Here is a 20720-nt window from a genome sequence, read left to right on the forward strand (position 1 = left end):
GGAGACACCGGAAGAGCCCGGAGACACCGGAGAAGACCATGGAACTGTTCGACACCTCGACGGTGCTCACCCGCGTTCTCACGTCGGGCGTGGTGATGAGCATCGAGAAGAGCGACCGGGAGCTGCCCGGCCTCGAACGGCTGCTCAGCAAGCAGACCGGCCGCGCCAAGGCGGCCCTGTTCAACAGCAGGACCGGCGCCCTCCACGGCGCCCTCGCCGGCCAGGGCGTCGGACACGGCGACGCCGTGTCCGTGACCACGACCGACCGCACGACGCTCGCGTTCCTCGCCTGGCTCGGCGTCACGGTCACAGCCGACGGCCCCGCCGCGTACGACCACGTCTCGCTCACCACGGAGAACGCCGACCGCCTGCCGCAGCTCGCCTCGGCTGCCACCGCCCCCGCGCTGGTGGTGGACCTGACCGGCCTCGGCTTCGGGCCCGCCGCCGCCGTACTCACCGACGACACCGCCGTCTGGGCTCGCGCCGAGCGACTGAAGATCTTCGGCGCATACGACCTCCGGACCATGTGGACGCAGGAGGAGGCCGACGCGGACCTGGTACCCGGCGTCCAGTTCAACTACCGGCTGAGCCCCCTGGTGGCCGCCTGCGCCCGGATGGCCCTCACCCAGGCGGCCATGCCGGCCGCCGCCCACGGAGCACGCTCATGATCACTGACTTTCCGGCAGCGCCGCTGCCCCTGCCGTCCGAGGCGGAGCTCGACGAGGAGCTCGCCGCGCTGGGCGGTGACGCCCTGATCCCCAAAGCCCTGCGCCGCACCCTCTTCCCCGTCATCACCAAGGAGGACGTGTTCAACCTGATGCTGGCCCAGCGTCAGGACCCGCAGAAGGTCGTCAGCGACTTCGCCGACGCCTACCGCGACTACGTCGGGGCCAACCACGCCCTGCCCACCGCGAGCGGCACCTCCAGCCTGCACATGGCGCTTGTGGGCGCCGGCGTGCAACCGGGTGACGAGGTCATCGTCCCGGCGTTCACCTTCATCGCCACGGCCCAGGCGGTCGTCGCCGCGCACGCCGTCCCGGTGTTCGTGGACATCGACCCCGTCACGTACTGCATGGACCCGGAGGCCGCCGCCTCGGCGATCACCGAACGCACCCGTGCGCTGATGCCCGTACACGTCCACGGCCTCCCGGCCGACGTGCCCGCGCTGCGCGCGCTCGCCGACCGGCACGGCATAGCCCTGGTCGAGGACGCCTCGCACGCCCACTCGGCGAGGATCGGCGACCGGGTGGCCGGGTCCCTCGGCGACGCAGCCGGACAGAGCCTGATGGCCGACAAGAACTTCCCGCTCGGCGGCGAGGGCGGTATCGCCTTCTTCAGCACCCCTGAAGCCCACGACCGGGCCGTCACGTACCTGGAGCGGCACGGCATCGACTACGGCATGTCCTGGATCGCCGCGGCGTTCGGCGCCAGCCAGCTCAGGCGGCTGCCGTACTACGACCGGATCCGCGCCCGCAATGCCGCGCTCCTCGGCGAGGCCCTCGACGGGACCGGCCTGTTCAGCCCGCCGCACGTCCCGGACGGGCACGTCCACGCGTACAACATGTACCGGATCACCCTGCGGCCGGAGGCCGCGGGCCTCGACGACCTGCCCGTGCACGCGGTCAAGGAGGCCGTACACGAACTGCTCGTCGCGGAAGGCGTGCCCGCCCGCGAGTGGCAGAACACCCCCATTCCGTGCCACCTGCCCTTCCGGTCCCGCGACGGCTTCGGCAACGGCTACCCGTTCTCGCTCAACCCCGGCGCCGTGCGGGACCACCGCCCGGAGGACTTCCCGGTGACCCTCGGCATGCTCGACAGCACCCTGGTGCTCTGCCGTGAGCTGCGCTCACCCGTCGAGTACGAGCGCGCCCTGCGGTACGCCGACGCCTTCCGCAAGGTGGCCCGACGGCCCGACGCCATTCGCAAGCGCGTCGAGGCCGGCGACTACCGGCGCCCGTACGAGAAGGCGGCCCGCCTTGGCTGACAACGACAAGAAGGTACGGGTCGCCGTCGTCGGCGCCAGCGGCTACACCGGCGGCGAAGTCGTCCGGCTGTTGCTGGAGCACCCCGGCGTGGAACTGGCCTTCCTCTCCGCCGAGCGCAACGCGGGTGCCGCGCTCGGCTCCGTGCACCCCTGGCTGCGCAACCACCCGGCCGCCGCCGGTCTCAGGTTCCGGCCTCTGGCCGAGCTGGAGGACGTGGACATGGCCTTCGGCTGCCTGCCCACCGGCGCCCTGCCCGAGCAGCTGCCCGTCATCGCGGAACGGGCCGAGCGGGTCCTCAACCTCGGCGGCGACTTCCGGCTCCGCGAAAGCGGGGACGTCGAGTCGTACTACCCGAAGACCGCTGGGAACCCGCCGCAGGAGGACTTCGCCTACTACGTACCGGAGTTGAGCCCCTCCGTCCCGAAGAGCCGGTTCATCAGCCTGCCCGGCTGCATGGCCGTCGCCTCCGTCTACGCGCTCTACCCGCTGTTCGCCGCATCCCTGGTCGAGCACCGGGTCGTCGTCGACGCCAAGACCGGTTCCACCGGCGGCGGACGTGGCAGCGGCGAACCGCCGGCCGAGCGCAGCGGGAACTTCCGCGTGCACAAGCTCCACGGCCACCGCCACGCGCCCGAGATCAGCCAGGCCATAGCCGAGTTCACCGGCACAGCCATGGACCTGCGGTTCGCCACGCACAGCCTGGACGTGTCACGCGGCATCATGGTCACCGCCTACACCGACCTCCGGCCGGGGGTCACCCCGCTGGACGTCAAGCGGGCCTACGCCAAGGCCTACGTCGGCAAGCCGTTCGTGCGGGTGCGCACCGCGCCCAGGGCGCCGCAGGACTTCCCGATGCTGAAGGCCGTCGTCGGCTCCAACGTGGCCGAGGTCGCCGTCGCCGTCCGCGACGGCCAGTGCGTCGCGGTGGCCGCGCTGGACAACCTCGTCAAGGGCGCCGCCGGCCAGGCCATCCAATCCATGAACCTGATCTGCGGCTTCGACGAGACCGCGGGCCTGCCCACCACGGCGGTGTCACCATGACGGCGAAACCCCTGTACGTGATCAAGGCCGGCAGCGCGACCCTCGACGTGGGGGCCGTCCACCGGGAGGTCGCTCTGCTGGTGACCCGCGGTGCCCGGGTGCTGCTGGTGGCCGGCGGCGCGACCGGAATCGAGCGGCACTACCGGTCCGCCGGACGCCCTATGCCCCAACTGCGGCTGGCCAACGGCGACTCGGTCCGCTACTGCCGGCCCGAGGAGATGCGGCATCTGGTCGACGCGTACGAGCAGGTCACGCTGCCGTCCGTCGAGCAGGGCCTCGCCGCACACGGACTGCGGGTGTTCACCGCGGTCGCATCGAGAGGCGGCCTGGTCAGCGGTCGCGCCAACAGGCCGCTCAAGGCCCTCAACGCCGACGACCGCCCAGTGATCGTCCGCGACCACCGGGCCGGGGTCCCCTCGGATGTCGACACCGTCCAACTGGCCGCGCTGCTCGACGCGTACGACGTGGTCTGCGTCTCCCCGCCGGTACGCGACGAAGCCGGCGGTACCCCGCTGAACGTGGACGCCGACGTCCTGGCCGCCGTGCTGAGCAACGCCCTGGACGCCGACCACCTGCGCCTGGTGACCGGCAGCGCCGGGCTGCTGACCGACCCCAACGACCCGGGCTCCACCCTGCTCGACGCCTACCCGGGCGACGGGGCGCGGTACGCCGGCGGCAGGATGCGCCAGAAGGTGCGGGCCGCCGAGATGGCCCTCTCCGGCAGCGCCGACGTCGCCATCGCCGGCCCGCACACGATGGCCGAACCGGAGAACTGGACCCGCTTCTGGCGCACCCGCGAGCCGGGGGCCGACCTCGGGCTGCTCACCAAGGTCGTCTCCGTGCCGTCGGTCTCGGGCGACGAGGCGGAACTGGCCGCGTACCTCGCTGACTGGTGCCGGGAGCGCGGCCTGGACGCCGAGGTCGATGCTGCGGGCAACCTGGTGGCGACCCGCGGCCGAGGTCCCCGGCGGCTGCTTCTGCTCGGCCACCTCGACACGGTGCCGCACCGCTGGCCGGCCGAGTGGCGCGGCGACGAACTGTGGGGCCGGGGCAGTGTGGACGCCAAGGGCAGCCTCGCCAACTTCCTGGAGGTCCTGGCACACGCGCAGATACCGGAGGACGGCCAGCTGCGTGTGGTCGGCGCGGTCGAGGAGGAGGTGTCCTCGTCCAAGGGCGCCTTCCACGCCCGCGACCACTACCCCGCAGACGCCGTGGTCATCGGGGAGCCAAGCGGGTCGGGGACGCTGACGCTCGGCTACTTCGGACTGTTCAAGCTGCGGGTCACCGCGTCAGTGCCCAGCGGCCACTCGGCCGGCATGGACGCGGTCTCGGCGCCCGACCTGCTGGTGAGGGCCCTCGACGACATCCGCTCAGCGGTGCTCAAGGAGGCGTCCGACGCGCTCAGCGCCATCATCGACGTCAGCAGTGAGACGGGACGTGCCCGGCACCGGGCCGTGGGCGTCCTCAACTTCCGGGTCCCGCCGTCCGCCGGCCTGGAGCACCTGCGCACCGTCGCCCTCGGCGCAGGCGACCGGGAGGGCGTGGACGTCGAGGTCCTGCGAGCCACTCCCGGCCACGCCGGCGGCCGGTCGAGCACACTCGTCAAGGTGTTCAGCCGGGCCTTCGGCCAGGCCGACATCCGCCCCCGGTTCGTGGTGAAGAAGGGCACCTCCGACATGAACACCCTGGCCACGACCTGGAGGGACGTTCCGATGGTGGCGTACGGGCCGGGTGACTCCACGCTCGACCACACCGACGAGGAGCGGATCGGCAGCATGGAGTACCGCACCGCCCGTTCCGTTCTCGCCGACGCCGTGAACCGCTGGTTCGCCCTGGACGAGGGGCTCGCCCGATGACCGCCGTGCACGAGGCTCCGGTCCACGTGCGCCAGGACCGCGTCGGCGAGCCGTTCCCCGCCGACGCGCACACCGGCCACGCGGCGGCGACGGTCGCCCTGCTCACCGAACGTGCCGCACACGCGCGGCGGCTCGTCGTCGACATGGCCGCAGGGCCGCGCGGCTGCCACCTCGGTGGCAGCCTGTCCGTCCTCGACATCCTGGTCGCCGCCCTGCACCGCGCCCAGGCGGGCGACGGAACGGAGGTGGTGCTCAGCAAGGGCCACGCTGCCGCCGGTCTCTACGCTGCCCTGCACGTCAGCGGGGTGCTGCCGGAGAACCCGGCACCGCTGTACGGGCTGGCCGGGCACCCGTACACCGGGCACCCCGGGCCGAAGGTCCCCGGCGTGCGCTTCCCCACCGGCAGCCTCGGCCACGGCGTGCCCTACGCGGCCGGTTGGGCGATGGCCCGCAGGCTCGGCGGGCACGGCGGACTGGGGATCGCGGTCGCGGGGGACGGCGAACTGCAGGAGGGCCTGGTCTGGGAGAGCGTCCAGGTGGCCGCCGCGCAGCGGCTCGGCAACTTCGTGCTCGTCGTGGACCGCAACGGCGGCCAGAACGACGGGCTTGTTGAGGACATCTCGCCACTGCCCCGGCTGACCGAGCGCTTTGCCGCCTTCGGTTTCGACACGGCCGAGGTGGACGGGCACGATCTGGCCGCGCTGACCGAACTGTTCGCGCGCGACCGGTCGGGCGCGAACCGGCCGCTCGCGGTGCTCGCCGACACCGTCAAGGGCAAGGGCGTCCGCGCGGTCGAAGGCAAGGCGGCCTCGCACTACGTCACGATCGACGCGGCCCGCGCCGCCAAGTGGAAGCGAACCATCCGATGACCGTGACAAGCAGTGGCTCCGGCAGAGGCTCCGGCAAAGGCAGTGGCCGTGGCACCGGCAGTGGCGACGGCACCACCGTGTCCAGCCCGGTGAGCACTGCGGTCCGCCCGTCCCGCCCGTTGCTGAGCGGCCGTGACGCCTACCGCGCCGAGCTCACCGAGATGGCCGCGCACGACCCTCGCGTGCTCTGCCTCGAAGCCGACCTCGGCGGCAAGAACCACCCCTTCGCGATGGCCCACCCGGACCGCTTCTTCAATCTGGGCATCGCCGAGGGCGCCATGATCGACATGGCGACGGGCCTCGCGGCCGCCGGCTACCGGCCGTTCGTCTCCACCTTCGCTCCGTTCGCCGCGCTGCGCGCCGCCGAGAGCCTCAAGCTGACGCTCGGCTACCTCCAGGCCGGCGTCACCGTCGTCGCTCCCTACGCCGGTGTGTCCGGCGCCTGGTTCGGCACCACACACCACTGCCTGGAGGACCTGGCAGTCCTGCGCAGCATTCCGGGCGTCACCATCGCGGCTCCGTACGGCGAGGAGGAGACACGCGCAGTCGTGCGGGCAGCGGTGCACAGCGGCAAGCCCCACTACATCCGCACGGGCCGCAACGCGGCCTACACCTCCCTCACAGGTGACCGAGCAGCCGGCGCCGACGGACACGGGGGTGGAATCCCGCCCGTCGTGTGGGACGCCCGGGGCGCATCCGACGCCACGTGCCTGGTCTCCGTCGGCGAGGAGGGCACCCGCCTGGCGCTGGCCGCGCGGGAGCTGCTGCCCGGCCTGGCCCACGCCCACCTGGTCCACCTCGACCACGCGTGGCTGGTCCGCTCAGCCGCGGAACTGACCCGGCACCACCGCCGGTTCGTGGTCGTCGAGGAGCACCGCGCCGAGGGCGGCGCCGCCGAGGCACTGGCACTCCTGCTGCCCGGCAGCGAAGTCGTCGGGGTCAACGCGGGACACGACTGGCCCTGTGAGGGAGGCGACCACCACGAGGTCCTGGCCCGGCTGGGTCTCGACCTCGACGCCGTGCTCGCCGCCGCCACCTGACCGCGTCTCCCGGCCTGAGCCCGTGGGAGCACACCGGCCCGACCGAAGCGCCGCTCCCGCCTCAACCACCCACTTCCTGCAAGGAGTTCCGCCATGCACATCCTCATGATCGAGTGCAATCCGAACGGCGTCCAGGGCATCGCCAACGCCTTGGAGCTGGGCCATGACGTCACGCTGGTGTCCGCCGACCCCGGCTTCTACCTGGCGGCCTCCCCGCTCGCCGAGAGCGCCTTCGCGCACCCCCGCTGCCAGGTCGTCACCAGCACCGAGGCCTTCTCCATCAACGGGCTGGAACAGCTCGCCAAGGAGATCCACGCGGCGAACCCGGTGCACGGCGTCACCACCTACAGCGAGTACCACACGGTGCACACGGCGACCGTGGCCCGCGCGCTCGGCCTCCCCGGCATGAACGTCGACGGCGCGCTCAACGCCCGGCACAAGCACCGCACCCGCCTCACCCTGGACGGCACCGGCATCCGCCAGCCGCGCTTCGCCCACGTCGACGATCCGACCAGGATCGAGGCCGCCGTACGCGAGGTCGGGTTCCCCTGCGTGGTCAAACCGTCCGACGGCACCGCCAGCCTGCACGTCCTGCACCTCAGGGGTGAGGAGGACCTGCGCGACTACCTGGCCGAGTTGGCGCGGGTGACTGACTACGGGCGCGGCGTGGTGCGCATCCCGGACATCCTCGTCGAGGAGTTCGTCACCGGCGAGCTGGTCTCCGTCGAGTCCTGTGTGCTGGCCGGCGGTGAGGTCGTCAACCTGGGCCTCACCGACCGCCCGCTGAGCGGGTTCCCGCACTTCATCGAGATGGGTGCCACCTACTTCCGGGGCCATCCGCTCCAGGACGAGCTGTTCCGGCTGACGACCGAGGTGTTGCGGGAGCTGGGTGTGGACTTCGGTTTCATCCACACCGAGTTCCTCCTCCACGAGGACGGCCCAGTGCTGTGCGAGGTCAACGGACGGCTGATCGGCGGCATCGTCCCGACCCTGATGCAGATCTCCTCCGGGGTCGACGCCTACCTGGAGGTGATCCGGCAGGCCCTAGGCGAGCGCCCCGAACTCCCCTTCCCCGGCGCCACGACGGCCGGCGGCCACTGGTTCGGCGCACCTATCGCCGGAACCGTCGAGTCCATCGGCTTCGACGCGCTGACCGGCCTGCCCGGCTATCACAGCGCCCAGGCGTACAAGAAGCCCGGAACCGAGGTGAACCGCCTGGCCAAGAGCAACTTCGACTGGATCGGCCACCTCATCTTCACAGGAGAGAACCGCGACATGGTCAACGAGCGCTGCGAAGAGGCACTGGAGCGGGTCGAGTTGCGGATGAAGCTCGAGGTCGCCCGGTGAGCGCGGCCCCCGTCCGCCAGGAGGCCGGGACCCTCACCGTGCGCGGCGTCGCGATCCCCGCGCTGGCCGGCGGGGAGTTGTTCGACGTGACGGTCGAGGACGGCGTTTTCACCGCCCTCTCCCCCGTCGGCCGCCGCGTCGGCGGGGAGCCCGAGCTGTGGCCCGGCTACACCGAGACCCACGCCCATGTCTCACTGCCCGCCAACTGGGACGACTCCGTCGACGAGCCGCGGATCGTCGCCCTCCAGTACCTGTACCACGGCGTCACCCAGGTCGTGGACATGTTCGGCTTCCCACTGGTGGACGAGGGCTGGCAGGCCGGCCGAGAGGGCTCACCCTGGCCCTACCCCGAGCTGGTCCACTGCGGGTACGCGGTCACCGCGGTCACCGACGGGGCCGGTCTGCACGGCCACGGTGTGGAGTTCCCGGCGCCGGTGCACATGCTCGCAGTGGAGTCCGACCTGGAACACGCGCTGCGCTCCAACGCCGCGCGCGGCGGCGCCTTCCTGAAGGTCATGTTCACCGACGGAACGGAACAGCCTGGCAGCCGGGTCCGGTTCACCCGGTTGTCCGAGCGGGTGCTGAGGTTCACCGCCCGTATCGCGGCCGAGCGCGGGGTGACCGCGGTCGTCGACTGCAACACCCTGGAGGAGACGCGTTTCGCCTACACGTGCGGCTTCCGCCTGTTCGCCCACACGGTGCGGGACCGGACGCTCGACGACGTCGACTGGAAGGAACTGGAAGGCGCCCGCTTCGTCTCCACACTCGCCGGACTGCGGCCGATGATCATGAGCCGCGAGGAGTTCCTCGCCGAGTACGGTCGGCAGGGCTTCCTCGAAACCCAGGACCCCCGCAACCTGGATTTCGTCCGAACCGTCGGGCAGCCCTTCGGGCTTGAGTACGGCTGCCAGGAGACGCGCACGGCGGCGCTCGCCGACATGCGCCGCAACGCGCTCGCTGCGCTGCGGCAGGGGAACCTGCTCGTGGGCACCGACTCCGGCAACCTCGGTGCGTACCACGGCTACTCGTTCCTGAGCGAACTCGGCCTGCTCGCCGGCGACGACGAGGAACTGTCCGAACTGCTGCGCCACCAGGCCACGGTCGGGGGCCGGCGCTACTTCGACGAGCTGAACGGCGTCCGCTCCGACGAGCCACTCCTGCGCACCGGGGCCGCCGCCACGTTCAACGTGCACGCCGCCGGCGGCGCGTTGTCGGCGCTTCCCCTGGCCACCGTCGTGAACGGAGTGCCGATCGACCGTGCCGCGCTCGCCTCCGCCATCTCCCAACTCCGCTCCACCGCATCAAAAGGAAAGGTCATCCTGTGACCACCGAGCGCAGACGCGCCCTCTTCGGGATCAACGCGGGAATCTTCCTCGCCCACATCGGGAACTTCATCTGGTTCCCCATCCTCGTCGCCTCACTCGGCGGCACCGACAGCGGCTTCTGGGCCGGCGTGGTCATGTGTATGACGTACGTCGGGCGGTTGGCCGCCACCTTCTCCTACGAGGGCCTGTCCGATCGCCTGGGCATCCGCGGGGCGGTGTTCGTCGGTACCGGCCTGGAGGCGGTGTCGCTGGGGCTGATGGGCTTCACCAGCGGCGTGGCCGTCTACAGCGTTCTGGCACTGTTCATCGGTTTCGGCTCCGGAACGGCGTTTCCGGGGCTGAAGAACATTCTCGTGTCATACCCGGAGGACGAGCGGGCGAAGGCCTTCTCGACCTTCCAGATGTCGGCCCAGGTCGGCCTGTTCGGCGGCGCGCTGGCCGGCGGGCTGCTCATCGGGATGGACCTGCGGACCGTGTTCACCGCGGTGTTCGTGCTCTTCCTCGGCTTCTGCCTGACGGCGTCGTTGTTCATCCCCAGGGACGGATTCCAGGCTGACGGCACCGCGGCCACCGCTGCGGACCCCGCAGACGAGCGGGCGCCGCTGTTCAGTCTGGCCGCGCTCAGGTCGGTGGAGGTGGGCGGAGCCACCCGCTACTTCCTGCTCTCGGCGGCGTTCTGGTTCCTGTCCCTGTGCTTCGTCGTCGGAATCCCGCTGCACATGGGGCAGTTCGTCCCGCAGTTGGCGCCCTCCTCGCCGTTCTGGATCACCGGACTGAGCCTGCTCGTCCTCCAGTACCCGGTCTTCAAACTGGCGATCAAGCACCTGCGGCCGGGTGTGGTCATGGGTGTCGGCCTGTCCGGCATGGCCGTCGCCTTCGTCCTCTTCGGCTCCGGACCGGCCGCGTTGTGGGCCGTGGCCCTCGGCTGCTTCGTCGTCGTCTTCGGAGAGATCCTCTTCGTTCCGTCCTTCGACATGTGGGTCGCACGGAAGGTCCCCGAGGCGCAGCTCTCCCGAGCCATGGGCGCCATGCACTTCTTCCGAAGCGCCGGAAACATGGCCGGTGCCCTGCTGGCGGGAGTCATGTTCGACCTCTCACTCTCCACCGGCCTGACGGGAGCGAACTGGTTCGTGGCCGCCGCGGTGGCCGTGGTCTGCGCGGGGATCTGCTTCGCCAGCCGCGACGACGCGCCGTCCGGCCGGGACGGTCGGGACGGCCAGGACGGTCGGGACGGTCGGGACGGCCAGGACGGTCGGGACGGTCGGGACGGTCGGGACGGTCGGGACGGTCGGGACGAGACGCCCGAGGAAGCAGCCAAGCTGACCGAGTCGGCCGAGGCATGACCCGCTTCCCACGCTCCCGAACAGACAGATGGACGACAAAGGAGAAAGGCGAACCATGGCTGGGATCTGCGTGATCGGCGGCACCCGCTTCTTCGGAAAGCTCTTGGTGAGGCGCCTGATCGACGAGGGCCACCAGATCACCCTGGTCACCCGGGGCCGGGCCGGCGACCCGTTCGGCTCCGCCGTGCGGCGCCTGCACGCGGACGTCAACCAGCCGGGCCAACTGGCCACCGCGGTGAAAGGAGAGCGTTTCGACACCGTGATCCACCAGGCCTGCTACACGCCGAACGCCGCACTCGACGCCTGCGCGGCGTTCGGGAAGCGGGCCGGCAGGTTCGTCCTCACCAGCAGCATGGAGGTGTACAACGCCGAGACGTTCCGCCACCAGACCCCCGCTCCCCCCATGAGCGCCTTCGCCCGCGAGGACGAACTCCGCCCCGAGCAGGGTGAGTACGACGCCGGCCTCCCGTGGGACGACCTCGACTTCGTGGGACGCAACTACGGCGAGGGCAAGCGGCAGGCGGAGAGCGCCCTCGTGCGCAACGCTGACGTCCCCGTCACCGTCGCCCGGGTCGCCCACGTCCTGGCCGCCGCGGACGACTTCACCGGGCGGCTGCGGTTCCACGTCGACCGCGCCCGCGCCGGGGAACCGGTCACGGTCCACACCCGTCCGGGCCGCACGTCCCTGGTGCACGCTCCTGACGTCGCCGCGGCGCTCTCCCGGGCCGCCACCTCCGACCTGGCGGGCGTCGTCAACGTCGCCTCCCCCGACCCCGCGAACGTGTACGACGTCTGCGCCGCGGTGGACAGGGCAACAGGGCGGGACACTCTCGTCGTCGAGAGGGACTCGCCGGGAGGCGACCCGGCGCTCTCGCCCTACTCCTGTGCGACCGACTTCGGCATGGACACGGCTCGGGCGGTCTCGCTCGGCTTCGACCTCGCCCCGGTGAGCCGGTGGCTGCCGGAGATCGCACGCATCGCCGCACAGGAGAGCAGCTGATGTTCGACCTGATCGTCATCGTCCGAGTGCCTGACCCCGCCGACGTCGCCCCGGTAGCCGACGCGTTCACCCGGATGCGCTCGCTGTGCCTCGCCGAGGAGGGCTGCATCAGCTGGGAGGCCTACCGGTCGCAATCGGAGGAGGGCCACTTCGTGCTCGTCGAACGGTGGGCGAGCCGCGCCCGCTGGGAGGCGCACGGCGAAGGACCGGCCATTCAGGACATCTACCTCCCCGAGGTGCTTCCGCGCGTGGAACGCGAGGTCCATCCGAGCATCCCCCTGCGCCCCCGTCCCGGCACCCGCACCACCGCCGCCACCACGCCACCGACCGAAGGATCACCGACATGACCAAGCGGCACCGCATCGCCGTCGTCGGAGGCCGCCCCGCCCCCGTGCACGGCGCCAGGGAGACCGGCATCGACATCACTCTGGTCCACGCCGAGGGACAGTTCGACCCGGCAGAGGCCGAGCCGCACTGCACCCGCATCCTGACCTGTGACATCACCCGGACCAGCGCGCTGCTCGAACTGCTGCGACCGCTGCACGAGGCCGAACCCTTCGACCGCGTCCTGACCACCACCGAACTCTCCGCCGTGGCGGTGGGTGAGGTCAACGCCGAACTCGGCCTGCCCGGCACCCCGCCGGAGGTGTCCCGCGTCATCCAGGACAAGGCACTGACCCGGCAGGCTCTGGACCGGCACGGACTGAGCCCGGTCCGCCACCGGCGGATAGGCAGCGCCGCTGAAGCGGTCGAGTTCCTGGCGGAGGTCGGCGACCGGATCGTGCTGAAGCCCGCGCAGGGAGCGGGCAGTCTGCACATCAACGTAGTGAGCGACGCGGAGAGCGCCGCCCGTGCCGTACGGGACATCGAGGACTTCGGCTACGGCGGTGTCCTGGCAGAGGAGTACCTGGAGGGCCCGGTCGTCAGCGTGGAGGCGTTCTCCTCCCAGGGCCGCCACGTGGTGCTGGGCGTCAGCGAGTACCAGGTCAACGAGCACTTCGTCGAGTGGGAGTGCAGCGTTCCCAGCGATGCCGCGCTGCCTGACCTCGCGGAGCTGCACCAGGTGACCGCCGCCGTGCTGGACGCCGTCGGACTGACCGACGGTCCCTCGCACAGTGAGTTCGTGCTCACGCCGGCCGGCCCCCGGCTGCTGGAGACCCACAACCGGCTCTCGGGCGCCGGCATCCCCGAAATGGTGCACCGCGCCACCGGCTGGGACCCCGCCCGGCTGTTCATGACCGTGCCCCTGGGCATCGACCGGTTGCCCGAGGAAGCGCCGACAGCGAAGCAGGGGGCGGCAATCCGTTTCCTGGACGCCGCCCCGGGCCGGATCAGGGCCATCGTCGGCGTCGAGGAACTGCCTGTGCCCGTGCGCCGGGTGCCGCCCGGGAAACAGCACCCGCACATGATCCCGTTCCTGCAGGACTTCGCGGATGCGGACGCCGGAGCGGTGATCGGCAAGCACGCGGGGGACACGGTGTCGGCAATGGACTCACTACTGGCCTCCGACCGGGGCTACGTCTTCGCCACCGCCCCGAGCCGTGCGGATGCCGTCCGACGCTGCGCCGAGTTGGCAGGCCGGATATGCTTCCACGTCGAGCCGGAGGGCCCAGCTGGATGAGGGCTGTTCGCACCCCGAGCCGTGGCCTGAAGTCGTCCGCAGTGTGACCCGCGGGGCCCGGGATGCGGGGCCCCGGCGTCAACGTGCCGAGCGACGCGCCGCGTTGTCCTGCCACTCCCGGCCGATCGATCGCACCAGCGCCGGGTACACCCCCAGGTACCGGAAGGGCTTGATGCCGAGCATGTAAAGGGAGCCGAGAAGGCCGTTGGGCTTCACCAGAACGGCCATCTGACCGCGGTAGCCACCACCCCTCCCGTCGGGGACCCAGCCGATGTGCATCACGCCGTGCATGGTCTTGTTGGCGTACTCGGCGGCCCACTCGTCGTGCGTCTGGAAGACCGAGGTGAAGGGCGCCGCGCTGAGGTCGGGCCCTCGCGGCCCCTCACGCAGGTCATCAGGCAGCCGGACGCGCAGCGTCTCGACCCGGCCGCCGACGCCCAGGTCCGGCTTGTCCCAGCCGAGCAGCGCGCCGAGCTTCCAGCGCACCGCGAAGAGGAAGCGGCCCACGGGGTTGCCGCCGTGCGGGCCGCCCTCGCCGTCCGCCAGCTGCTGGACCAGGTGGTGCAGGTCGTCCGGCCCGCCCGGCGTCGGCAGCACCCACACGTCCTCAAGCCGGAAGTCGCCTGCGATCTCGTGGATCCGCCAGGGACGGGACGTGTGACTGGTGGAGGGAAGTCGCAGATCGCTCACGGTGGACCCCTGTCTATACGGTGGCGTATAGACAGAGCATAGACCCATCTATACGGCTCCGTATACTGGGCGGGACATCCAAGGGGAGACACGGCATGGGCACGATCCGGACACCGCGGAACAAGTGGATCGAGGAGGGGCTGCGGGCGCTCGCCGACGGCGGCCCCGAGGCCGTCAGGGTCGAGGCCCTCGCGCAGGCGCTCGGCGTCAGCAAGGGCGGCTTCTACGGCTACTTCCGCAACCGCGCAGCCCTGCTGGAGGAGATGCTCAGCACCTGGGAGCACGGGGTCACCGAGGACGTCATCGAGCGGATCGAACGCGACGGAGGCGACGCCCGCGCGCGGCTCGGGCGCCTCTTCGAGTTCGTGGGGCCGGAAGGGACTTCCGTGACCAGCCCCGGGGTCGAGCTCGCGATCCGCGACTGGGCACGGCGGGACGAAGACGTCGCGCAGTGCCTCCGCCGGGCCGACAACCGACGCATGGACTACCTGCGCGAGCTCTACGGGGCCTTCTGCTCCGACGAGGGCGATGTCGAGGCCCGCTGCCTGATCACCTTCTCCCTGCGCATCGGCGACCACCTCATCGCAGCTGACAACGGCCCGCGCAGCCGCACGGAAGTCTTCTCCGCGGTCAGGAACCGGTTGCTGGACTGAACCCACACCACGCCACGCCCGCCCAGGTACCACCGGCTCAAGGGCAGCCTGGCACACGGCACCCATCGCGGGCAGACCTGTGAGCAGTGGCAGATCGAAGGTGACCAGCGGCGGCCGCATCTGGCACCTCCTCGACACCGCGCGGGAGACCGGCTGGATCACCTTCGCAGGCACAGGACGCCCCCCGTTGCTCAAGTGCCGACCTGTTCGGGACAGTTGCATCGCCGTGACCACTACGGGGTGGTCCTGTCAGCTGTCCCCCGTCACGTAGCTGTCCAGGTCCGGTGTGTCGAAGTAGTCGGACCGGTAGCCGAACTCGCGGCGCTCCTCGATTTCGAGCACCCTGAAATCGTCCGCGAGGCCGGAGAGCACGAGGGGCAGATCGGCGATCGGCAGGATGTACTTGCGGTCCACCGGCAGCACCAGAACGCGCCGCACACGCGGACCACCGCCCGAGGGTGTGTCACTGCCGCTGGGGAGTCCATCGCCAGACGATGAAGGCCCCGCAGCGGTTACGCGTACCCCTCAAGGCACCGCCGCGTTCTCACAGACGGTTGGCGTTGAGCCATTCGTCGCTGTTCCACAGGACGGGCGTGGCGCCGACGGGTTCGAATCGGATGTCCGGGTCGTTGCTGTGGAGCAGGCAGAAGAAGCGGCGCTGAAGCACCGCCGCGCGGCGGGCCTGGTCGGCGACGATGTCCAGAACGGTCTGGGCCGCTCGCGGGCAAGCGGCCGTGAAGCGGTCGTAGTCGGTGATGGACAGGACGAGCCCAGTGCCTTCTTGTGCATCGTCGTACGGGCCGTAGCAGGCCACATCGCCGAGACAGTCGTTGAGCGCGTTGAGGTTGTGGCCGTAGTAGTCGGGGAACTTCAGCGCGGCGGCAACGTCCCTGTGCATGTCCTGCTCGGAAGCCCACTCGCCGGCGGCGAGGTGGGCGACGCGGAAGCCGCGCTCTTCGAGCCGCAGTTCGGCTTCTGTGAGGAGCCCTCGGCGCCAGAAGAGGGTGACGAAGGTGTTGTTCATGTACTCGATGCCGGGAAAGCGCGTCGGGTCAGCGCCAGGTGCTGGGTCCTGGGAGGATTCACTCCGGTATGCGTCCAGGAGGCGGAAGAACTCCTCGACCGGAGTCGAGCCTGCGGGGGTGTTGCGTTCGATCTCGGCTGCCCAGGTGAGGGAGTCGGCGATGCCGCGTTGCTCTTGGAGCCAGCGGTAGAAGTCGCCCTCGGGCCAGAAAGCGAAGGGCTCCTCTACGCCGTGCACACCGAGCGCTGCCCGGTAGCCGACGAGCAAGGACTGCAGGTGCGGGAGCGATCCGCCGGGAACCCACATGCCGGGCCGGAGCCGGACCCGGTCCAGGAAGTCGTACACGTCCGCGCAGTCCTGCCAGTGCTTGGCAGTGGGACGTGGGCTGTCTTCGGTCGGCATGCTCCGACCCTATGGTGCGAACGGATGTCGTCGTCCGTCGGAGGGTTGCGAGCGCAGGGCGATCGAGGCCCCAGCCCGGACCGCACCCTGGGCCACCGACTGGTTCTCGACCACGAACAGCAGCACCGGGGCATCCAGGGCATCCGCCGAGGCGAACGCAGCGAACGGATCGCGGGCCGGGAACCGTACTTCCTCGAGCTCAAGGAGTCCGCCGACGAGCAGGGCGCGATCAGGCTCCAGTGCCCGGCCAGCGGGCCCTCGTCCGCCGTGGTGTGTCCCCGCTTCAACCAGGTCCACCGCGTCCCGGCTCCCCCGGCGGCCGTGGTCGACCCCACCGACAAGCGGGCCACCGCCGCACACACGATCACCGTCCGGACCGTCCAGCTCCGTGTTCGCTGTGCCGCACACCCCGACGACCTCGGCCCTGAAGTGCCGCGTGAGGTGCACCGCGGCTGTCCCGACGTGCCCGAGGCACCGTCGACGAGGTTCGGCGGCCCGGCCCGCAGGTTCGCCGTGTCACGTCTGGCACACGGACATGTTCGGCGCGTTTCATGGGCGTCGAGGAAAGTGAGAGTTCAGCCCTGGTACGCGTTGTGCTCCGCATGTCGTCCTGGCCGTGGACGATGTGCGGAGCCGCTCTCGTCGGGGCCGTTCCCGTGTCCTGCCCGGGACGCCGGTCGCCACGGATTAGCGTGTGACGATGCGTCACACGAAGCGCCCGACCCCTACCGCATGGACGCTGACGCAGAGACTGACCGTCGTCGCGACCGGGCTCGGTCTCTTCATGGTCTTCCTCGACGCGCTGATCGCGAACGTGGCCCTGCCGGACATCCAGCGGGACTTCGGTGTGGGCGAGTCCGGCCTGCAGTGGGTGGTCGCCGCGTACTCCATCGGCATGGCCGTGTTCATCATGGCCGGTGCCACCGCGGCCGACCGGTTCGGGCGCAGGCTCCTGTTCCTGGCCGGCATCTCCGTGTTCACCGCCGCTTCCATGGCCGCGGGCCTGGCCCCGGGACTCGCCGCGCTGGCGATCGCCCGCGCGGTGCAGGGGATCGCCGCAGCGACAGTGACCGTGACCTCGCTGGCGCTGGTGAGCGCCGCCTTCCCCGACGACGCCGAGCGGGCCAAGGCCATCGGGCTGTGGACCGGAGTGGCGAGCGTCGCCACCGCCCTGGGACCCACCATCGGCGGTGTCCTGACCGAGAGCATCAGCTGGCAGGCCGTGTTCATGGTCAACGCACCCGTCGGCGTGCTGGTCCTGGCGCTGACCGCCCGATACGTCGCCGAGTCCCGTGAGGAGCGGCCCCGCAGGTTCGACTGGGGCGGCCAACTGCTGTTCGCCGTGGCCATCGGCACCCTGGCCTGCGGGCTCATCCAGGGCCAGAACGCCGGATGGGCGTCCTCTGAGATCCTGACCCTGCTCGCCGTCGGCGTGGTGGGACTTGTCCTCTTCGCCCGGTACGAATACCGCAATCCCAGCCCGATGATGGACGTCCGCCTCTTCAGCCACCGCACCTACGCCGTGGGTATGGCCACGATCTTCTCGGCGTTCTTCAGCGCATACGGAATGCTGCTGGTCGTCACGCAGTACTTCCAGAACGTCGAGGACTACTCGCCTGAGCTGGCCGGCCTGCTGATCCTTCCGTTCTCCTTCAACATCATGCTGCTCTCCCCGATCGCCGGCCGGCTGGTCGCGCGGTTCGGGCCCCTGCCGATCGCCAGAATCGGCCAGCCTCTGCTGGTCGCAGGGCTGGCCGTCATCGCCCTGGGGATGCCGGTTTCCGTGGCCGTCGTCGCGGTGGGACTGTTTCTCTGCGGTGCTGGTGTGGCCCTACTCGCCACCTCGGTCACCGCCCTGGCCATAAGCTCGGTACCGGTGGACCGGGCCGGAATGGCCTCGGGCATCATGAGCGCCCAGCGGGCCATCGGCTCCACCTTCGGCTTCGCGATCCTCGGCAGCATCCTTGCCATCTGGCTGGGGAAGACGCTCAGCGCCAATCTTCGCCAGGCCGTCCCGGACGACCAGGCCCGCCAGGCGATCGCCGACCGGATCATCCAGGAGGCCAACCCTCACGCCTACGCGTCCGAGGTCGGCCCGGGCAGACCACTGCCCGCGCCCTCACCCGAGCAGCGTGAGGCCATCGTGGACGCGGCGACACAGGATTTCGTGCAGGCCTGCCAGGTGAGTGTCGGCGCGGCCGCCGTTCTCTGCGCGGTGACCATGACGCTGCTGTGGACCGTCGCCGGACGCGATGCGGACGCCCCCGCTGCACGCTGAACCCCCGGAGAAGAGGCGCCGCCCGGATTCCCTGAGGAGGCCGCCGTCGGTGTACCGCGCCGCCTTCAGCGGGGATGCTTCCACGCGCCCCGGACACCCTCGAACAGCCCCCGGAAACGCAGAGATCCCGCCCGATCAGCCAGATCGGACGGGATCTCGTGAACCGCTCCTGAGCAAGCTCAGGACCAGTTTGTTCTGTGGACCTGAGGGGATTCGAACCCCTGACCCCCTCGTTGCGAACGAGGTGCGCTACCAACTGCGCTACAGGCCCTTGGAACGATTGGAACTCTAGCACCCAGGTCGCTGCGGGTGAAAATCCGTACCGGTCCGCACCTCGCCCGGTCGCCGTCCCGGCCGGTGGCCGGGGCCCGCGGTGCGAGGACGGGGTCACTCGTTGGCGGCGCGGCGGCGTTCCTGTTCGGCGTTCTGGTCGAAGAGCGGGGTGCGGGCGCGCTGACGGCCGCGGCGGGGCTGGCGGCGGGGCTCGGCGGCTGAGGGGGCCGGGGGTGCCGGCGGGTCGGCGGAGGTGGAGCGGGCCGAGCTCCAGGCGTCCGCGGCGCCGAGGTCGACGCCTGCGGCGCTGCGCGGGGCGACGGGGGCGTTCACGTAGGTGGGGAGCGGCACCGGGACGGGGTCCCAGCCGTCGCCCTGCGGATCACGGCCGCGCTGCTGGTCGACCCACTCGGCATGGTCGGTCTGCTCGACCAGGACACGCCGGTCGTCGGCGGGCGTGGCGACGGGCGCGGGCCGGTGGTCGGGCTCCGGCGCGGCGGCGTCCGCTCCGGCGCGCGCGTCGCGGCGGCGCTCGTGCAGGCGGCGCGCGGCCGACTCCGCGCGCTGGTTGTCGAGCCGGACGGCGAAGCGGCGGCGCTCCTGCGCCCGCAGGTACACGATGTAGGCGCTGAGCAGGATCGCCGGGATGCCCGGGGCCCAGAGCAGGCGCAGTCCGCCGACGGCGGCGATGACCGCGCCGAAGGTGAACGCCAGGAAGAGCACCATGGTGGTGCGGCGGCGGCGGGCCAGTACCTTGGCGCGCTTGCCGCGCTCCTTGGAGGCCTGCGGCGGGCGGTGGTGCAGTTCGGTCAGGGCCTCGGCGTCGACGGAGACCGAGGCGGGGACCTTGCGGGAGCCGGAGGCCGAGACCGGCGCCGGCTGCGGCGACAGGACCGGCACGGCGCTCGGCTCGGCCACGCCGGGGGACCCGGATGCGGGATCGCCGAGGTCCCGGGCGTGCACCGCTTCGTCTGCGGCGTGCACCCGGCCGGGGTCGTCACCGTCGGCGGCCGGTTCCAGGGCCTCCTCGCGCGCCTCCCGCTCCCTGGCGTGGCGCCGTTCCATCGCGGCACGACCCGACAGGAGCCGGATGGCGGTGCTGAAGCGCTCCGTCGGACGGGAGTCGTTCAACTCGTCCTGACGGCGGAGCCACATCGGCACCAGGTAGGCGGCCCAGGCCCCGACGATGACTGCGTAGATGAGGCCGCTGCTGCTCACGCTTCACACGGTAGAGGGGTTTTGGCCGAAGCATCCGCCAATTGGCGCGGTGTGTCGCACGATCCGGCTCATATATCGAGCATTTTTTGTGATTGCGGGACCTGCGGACCTCTTATGTGGTCGGTTGGGGCGGCCGATTCCCTCGAATGGCCCCGGAAAAGCGAACACGTATTCTATTTATGCGGTGTTCCGGGTTGTGCCTGGTGCCAGCGGGTCAGCAGCCCCTCCGGGACCTCCTCGGCGGTCAGCGCGAACACCAGGTGGTCCCGCCAGGCACCGTCGATGTGCAGATACCTCGGCCGCACGCCCTCCTCGCGGAAGCCGAGTTTCTCCACCACCCGGCGACTGGGAGCGTTCTCGGGTCGAATGCACACCTCGACCCTGTGCAGACCGACGTTGCGGAAGCAGTGATCGACGGTGAGAGCGACGGCGGTCGGTGTGACGCCGCGCCCGGCGACGGCCTGGTCCACCCAGTAGCCGATGTGCCCGGAGCACATCGAGCCCCAGGTGATGCCCGCCACTGTCAGCTGGCCGACCAGCCGGCCCTGGTACAGCACCACGAACGGCAGCATGCGCCCGGCGTGCGCCTCCGCGCGCAGGTGGCGCACCATCTGCCGGTAGGTCGGGCGCTGCGGCGGCAGGTGGCCGGGCGGGGTGGGCGGCACGGTGGCTTCCCACGGCCGCAGCCAGTTGCGGTTGCGCTGGTTCACCTCGCGCCAGGCACGGTGGTCGCGCAGCCTTATCGGGCGGAGCAT

20 protein-coding genes and 1 tRNA gene are annotated in these 20720 nt (G+C 70.9%); 14 read left to right on the top strand and 7 right to left on the bottom strand.

Annotated elements, in window-relative coordinates; genetic code table 11:
• Positions 1 to 38 precede the first annotated feature (38 nt).
• From QNO07_RS24525 to QNO07_RS24580, 12 genes are all read left to right on the top strand, one after another.
• Positions 39 to 668: a PLP-dependent aminotransferase family protein gene (locus QNO07_RS24525; protein WP_283994548.1), complete on the top strand. Its 630-nt coding sequence runs from the start codon at positions 39 to 41 to the stop codon at positions 666 to 668.
• Positions 665 to 1984: an aminotransferase class I/II-fold pyridoxal phosphate-dependent enzyme gene (locus tag QNO07_RS24530; RefSeq protein WP_283994549.1), complete on the top strand. Its 1320-nt coding sequence runs from the start codon at positions 665 to 667 to the stop codon at positions 1982 to 1984. The genes QNO07_RS24525 and QNO07_RS24530 overlap by 4 nt, the downstream gene beginning before the upstream one ends.
• On the top strand, positions 1977 to 3026 hold the full coding sequence (argC, locus tag QNO07_RS24535; RefSeq protein ID WP_283994552.1) for an N-acetyl-gamma-glutamyl-phosphate reductase: 1050 nt from the start codon (positions 1977 to 1979) through the stop codon (positions 3024 to 3026). Before QNO07_RS24530 ends, argC begins: the two co-directional genes overlap by 8 nt.
• Positions 3023 to 4882 carry a M20/M25/M40 family metallo-hydrolase gene (locus tag QNO07_RS24540; RefSeq protein WP_283994555.1) on the top strand — a complete coding sequence of 620 codons (1860 nt, stop codon included), beginning with the start codon at positions 3023 to 3025 and terminating at the stop codon, positions 4880 to 4882. The genes argC and QNO07_RS24540 overlap by 4 nt, the downstream gene beginning before the upstream one ends.
• Positions 4879 to 5751 (top strand): thiamine pyrophosphate-binding protein, encoded by an 873-nt coding sequence (locus QNO07_RS24545; RefSeq protein WP_283994556.1) that lies wholly within the window; start codon positions 4879 to 4881, stop codon positions 5749 to 5751. The genes QNO07_RS24540 and QNO07_RS24545 overlap by 4 nt, the downstream gene beginning before the upstream one ends.
• Before the next feature lie 89 nt (positions 5752 to 5840).
• On the top strand, positions 5841 to 6791 hold the full coding sequence (locus tag QNO07_RS24550; protein WP_283994557.1) for a transketolase family protein: 951 nt from the start codon (positions 5841 to 5843) through the stop codon (positions 6789 to 6791).
• 93 nt (positions 6792 to 6884) lie between these two features.
• Positions 6885 to 8138 carry an ATP-grasp domain-containing protein gene (locus tag QNO07_RS24555; protein ID WP_283994559.1) on the top strand — a complete coding sequence of 418 codons (1254 nt, stop codon included), beginning with the start codon at positions 6885 to 6887 and terminating at the stop codon, positions 8136 to 8138.
• The gene (locus tag QNO07_RS24560) at positions 8135 to 9463 is read left to right on the top strand and encodes an amidohydrolase family protein (protein ID WP_283994561.1); all 1329 of its coding nucleotides are present in this window, start codon (positions 8135 to 8137) and stop codon (positions 9461 to 9463) included. Before QNO07_RS24555 ends, QNO07_RS24560 begins: the two co-directional genes overlap by 4 nt.
• On the top strand, positions 9460 to 10806 hold the full coding sequence (locus tag QNO07_RS24565) for an MFS transporter (RefSeq protein WP_283994563.1): 1347 nt from the start codon (positions 9460 to 9462) through the stop codon (positions 10804 to 10806). The genes QNO07_RS24560 and QNO07_RS24565 overlap by 4 nt, the downstream gene beginning before the upstream one ends.
• A 55-nt stretch (positions 10807 to 10861) precedes the next feature.
• Positions 10862 to 11806: an NAD-dependent epimerase/dehydratase family protein gene (locus tag QNO07_RS24570; protein ID WP_283994564.1), complete on the top strand. Its 945-nt coding sequence runs from the start codon at positions 10862 to 10864 to the stop codon at positions 11804 to 11806.
• Positions 11806 to 12153 carry a putative quinol monooxygenase gene (locus QNO07_RS24575; protein ID WP_283994565.1) on the top strand — a complete coding sequence of 116 codons (348 nt, stop codon included), beginning with the start codon at positions 11806 to 11808 and terminating at the stop codon, positions 12151 to 12153. Before QNO07_RS24570 ends, QNO07_RS24575 begins: the two co-directional genes overlap by 1 nt.
• Complete coding sequence (locus QNO07_RS24580) at positions 12150 to 13427, top strand: ATP-grasp domain-containing protein (protein ID WP_283994566.1); 1278 nt, start codon at positions 12150 to 12152, stop codon at positions 13425 to 13427. The genes QNO07_RS24575 and QNO07_RS24580 overlap by 4 nt, the downstream gene beginning before the upstream one ends.
• 78 nt (positions 13428 to 13505) lie before the next feature.
• Here the strand turns inward: QNO07_RS24580 and QNO07_RS24585 are convergent, their stop codons facing one another.
• A complete protein-coding gene (locus QNO07_RS24585; RefSeq protein ID WP_283994609.1) occupies positions 13506 to 14108 on the bottom strand; it encodes a DUF2867 domain-containing protein in 603 nt (200 codons plus the stop codon).
• 104 nt (positions 14109 to 14212) lie between these two features.
• Between QNO07_RS24585 and QNO07_RS24590 the strand changes: the two genes are divergently transcribed.
• Entirely contained in the window at positions 14213 to 14770 is a 558-nt protein-coding gene (locus QNO07_RS24590; RefSeq protein WP_283994568.1) for a TetR/AcrR family transcriptional regulator, read from the top strand.
• 249 nt (positions 14771 to 15019) lie between these two features.
• On the opposite strand, the gene QNO07_RS24595 is transcribed toward QNO07_RS24590, so the two are convergent.
• The 3 genes from QNO07_RS24595 to QNO07_RS24605 form a co-directional block, all read right to left on the bottom strand.
• Entirely contained in the window at positions 15020 to 15208 is a 189-nt protein-coding gene (locus QNO07_RS24595; RefSeq protein ID WP_283994569.1) for a CYTH domain-containing protein, read from the bottom strand.
• Between the two features lie 106 nt (positions 15209 to 15314).
• Positions 15315 to 16196 carry a barstar family protein gene (locus QNO07_RS24600; RefSeq protein ID WP_283994571.1) on the bottom strand — a complete coding sequence of 294 codons (882 nt, stop codon included), beginning with the start codon at positions 16194 to 16196 and terminating at the stop codon, positions 15315 to 15317.
• 9 nt (positions 16197 to 16205) lie between these two features.
• Positions 16206 to 16493 (bottom strand): hypothetical protein, encoded by a 288-nt coding sequence (locus tag QNO07_RS24605; RefSeq protein ID WP_283994572.1) that lies wholly within the window; start codon positions 16491 to 16493, stop codon positions 16206 to 16208.
• Positions 16494 to 16896: 403 nt separating this feature from the next.
• Between QNO07_RS24605 and QNO07_RS24610 the strand changes: the two genes are divergently transcribed.
• The gene (locus QNO07_RS24610; RefSeq protein WP_283994573.1) at positions 16897 to 18474 is read left to right on the top strand and encodes a DHA2 family efflux MFS transporter permease subunit; all 1578 of its coding nucleotides are present in this window, start codon (positions 16897 to 16899) and stop codon (positions 18472 to 18474) included.
• A 198-nt stretch (positions 18475 to 18672) separates the two neighbouring features.
• Here the strand turns inward: QNO07_RS24610 and QNO07_RS24615 are convergent.
• The 3 genes from QNO07_RS24615 to QNO07_RS24625 form a co-directional block, all read right to left on the bottom strand.
• A tRNA-Ala gene (locus QNO07_RS24615) sits at positions 18673 to 18745 on the bottom strand.
• A gap of 116 nt (positions 18746 to 18861) precedes the next feature.
• A complete protein-coding gene (sepX, locus tag QNO07_RS24620) occupies positions 18862 to 19965 on the bottom strand; it encodes a divisome protein SepX/GlpR (protein WP_283994574.1) in 1104 nt (367 codons plus the stop codon).
• A gap of 173 nt (positions 19966 to 20138) precedes the next feature.
• Entirely contained in the window at positions 20139 to 20720 is a 582-nt protein-coding gene (locus QNO07_RS24625; RefSeq protein ID WP_502961926.1) for a GNAT family N-acetyltransferase, read from the bottom strand.

The sequence above is a fragment of the Streptomyces sp. 549 genome, from assembly GCF_030124175.1.
Classification (GTDB): Bacteria; Actinomycetota; Actinomycetes; order Streptomycetales; family Streptomycetaceae; genus Streptomyces.

Coding starts and splice junctions, on each gene's coding strand:
- QNO07_RS24555 (WP_283994559.1), top strand. CDS start 6,885: ATGCACATCCTCATGATCGAGTGCAATCCGAACGGCGTCCAGGGCATC.
- QNO07_RS24610 (WP_283994573.1), top strand. CDS start 16,897: ATGCGTCACACGAAGCGCCCGACCCCTACCGCATGGACGCTGACGCAG.
- QNO07_RS24590 (WP_283994568.1), top strand. CDS start 14,213: ATGGGCACGATCCGGACACCGCGGAACAAGTGGATCGAGGAGGGGCTG.
- QNO07_RS24625 (WP_502961926.1), bottom strand. CDS start 20,720: ATGCTCCGCCCGATAAGGCTGCGCGACCACCGTGCCTGGCGCGAGGTG.
- QNO07_RS24525 (WP_283994548.1), top strand. CDS start 39: ATGGAACTGTTCGACACCTCGACGGTGCTCACCCGCGTTCTCACGTCG.
- QNO07_RS24540 (WP_283994555.1), top strand. CDS start 3,023: ATGACGGCGAAACCCCTGTACGTGATCAAGGCCGGCAGCGCGACCCTC.
- QNO07_RS24570 (WP_283994564.1), top strand. CDS start 10,862: ATGGCTGGGATCTGCGTGATCGGCGGCACCCGCTTCTTCGGAAAGCTC.
- QNO07_RS24530 (WP_283994549.1), top strand. CDS start 665: ATGATCACTGACTTTCCGGCAGCGCCGCTGCCCCTGCCGTCCGAGGCG.
- QNO07_RS24600 (WP_283994571.1), bottom strand. CDS start 16,196: ATGCCGACCGAAGACAGCCCACGTCCCACTGCCAAGCACTGGCAGGAC.
- QNO07_RS24545 (WP_283994556.1), top strand. CDS start 4,879: ATGACCGCCGTGCACGAGGCTCCGGTCCACGTGCGCCAGGACCGCGTC.
- QNO07_RS24580 (WP_283994566.1), top strand. CDS start 12,150: ATGACCAAGCGGCACCGCATCGCCGTCGTCGGAGGCCGCCCCGCCCCC.
- QNO07_RS24575 (WP_283994565.1), top strand. CDS start 11,806: ATGTTCGACCTGATCGTCATCGTCCGAGTGCCTGACCCCGCCGACGTC.